At 29.5% G+C, this 1,841-nt stretch carries 2 protein-coding genes; both read left to right on the top strand.

The window, feature by feature from the left end:
- The first annotated feature begins 184 nt into the window (after positions 1–184).
- Positions 185–355, top strand: a complete 171-nt coding sequence (locus tag FD33_RS12625) for a hypothetical protein (RefSeq protein ID WP_156407824.1) — start codon at positions 185–187, stop codon at positions 353–355.
- A 346-nt stretch (positions 356–701) separates the two neighbouring features.
- Positions 702–956 (top strand): GNAT family N-acetyltransferase, encoded by a 255-nt coding sequence (locus FD33_RS04560; RefSeq protein WP_148299221.1) that lies wholly within the window; start codon positions 702–704, stop codon positions 954–956.
- Positions 957–1,841 lie beyond the last annotated feature (885 nt).

Here is a 1,841-nt window from a genome sequence, read left to right as displayed (position 1 = left end):
GTCCATTTGAAGTTTTCTTCGGGACAAAGTTGCGCTTGATTTGACAATTCGTCATGCTTTTATTAATTTTGACAATGCTTGACCAGCTAGTTACAATAAACTTTAGGAAAAGCTTTTAAAGTTTATTGTAACTAGCTATAAATGGGTTATTGCAATCTATTTTTAATAAGGATGGTAAATAATTATGATTGAATACAATAATTCAAAAAAGAAACTTCTTTCTAATTGGGGAAAAATAGTATTTGAACCAATAACTGATGAAAGAAAAAAAGAATTAGAAAATATTTCAAAAGAGTTAAATAAGTCCAACAATAATATTGTTATTACCAGAAAAGGAATTTCGTTTAACAATTAATTATGGATGATAACCTTATATTGAGACCGATTACGATATTAAAAGAAAGAGATGATATTAAGTTATCATCTTTTAACTGTGTACCCAAAAATATTGAAAAATATAAAAACAGTGTATCCGATTATGAGTTAATAAATGATTTTTTAAAAACCAAAGCATTATCCTATTCTGAAAAAAACATTATGCAAACCTTTCTCTTAATCTCCGAGAAGGAAAAAAGGGTAATAGGTTTTTTTCTCTGAATGCTGGAAGTCAAAGAATATTTAAAAAATTCAGACTTAAAAAGAAAAAGCAAAAATTCGATGTGCCCACTCTTAATAGAAATACTGAATTACCGACCATAGACATGGTTTGGATGGGAATTGATAATGAATACCAACATAACGGATATGGTCAAAAGTTAATGGAGCAAATTTTCTTCGTCATTGGAAATATATCAAATGTTATTGGCGTAAGCCTATTTGCTGTCTGTGCAATAAAAGATTCACAGTCATATTTTACAAAATTTGGATTTATAGATGTTAGTGAGGGAATTGGGAACACCAAAGGAGATCAATTCATGGCGATAACAATAGAGGAACTTCGTATTATTTTAAAATAATATAATGCGAGAATAAAAATTAAAAACAGAACTATTCTTATTGTTCTGCAATCTACCAAAACAAAAAGCAACTATGGTTTCATTCTACAAATGATACTTAATTGAATGTGTTATATTAACAATATTTTTTATTCCAATAAATCTTAAGCTCAAACAATAACCATATTAGCATGTGAAGGATATACTATCCCTTAGGTACACAGATTAAATAATAAAAAATCTGTGTATCTAAGAGGTTTTTGTATGCATTCAAACAGAAAGTGTTCATTAGTTTTTTAAAAATTTAGCAGAAGATTCTGAGTACTAATAAAGTAGTTTATAGCAAATGGGATGCTATTTTACGGTAAAAAAGTTTAAAACCCAATTAACCGCCTGTTAGTATAAATAGTTGAACAAGTCATTTCCCTTTAGTAATGCTCGTTCATATACGAATGTAGTTGACGATACGTTATGTTGCTAGATAGAGGAATAAATCTATCCCTAATCCCAATTTGAGACTATTCCAATTCTGTATTGTAAATTAATGACCATTCTTCACTTGAAGAATGGTCATTTTTTATGAAATTCTCTTGCAATCCCGTTCAAGGCCCTCATGACATTCACATTTAAAGTATTCCTCATTCATCAATCATTCCTTTGGAAAGGAGATTGACTGGCATAATACCAGCATTGTTATATAAAACGTCAATTCTTTCGAAATGATTTAATGCTGTATCAATTTGGCATGTTATTGAGCCAATATTTTAGTCGTGGCGGCACCAATACCACTTGATGCTCCAATAAGGACAATCACTTTATTTTTAATCATTTTTTGTTCCTCCATTATAAAATGGTAGATTGCAACAATTAATCGAATTTTTCGGACAAGTCACCAAAGAAGACTTG

Source organism: Companilactobacillus paralimentarius DSM 13238 = JCM 10415 (assembly GCF_001434985.1).
Classification (GTDB): domain Bacteria; phylum Bacillota; class Bacilli; order Lactobacillales; family Lactobacillaceae; genus Companilactobacillus; species Companilactobacillus paralimentarius.
This window is presented reverse-complemented; position numbering and strand designations above follow the sequence as displayed.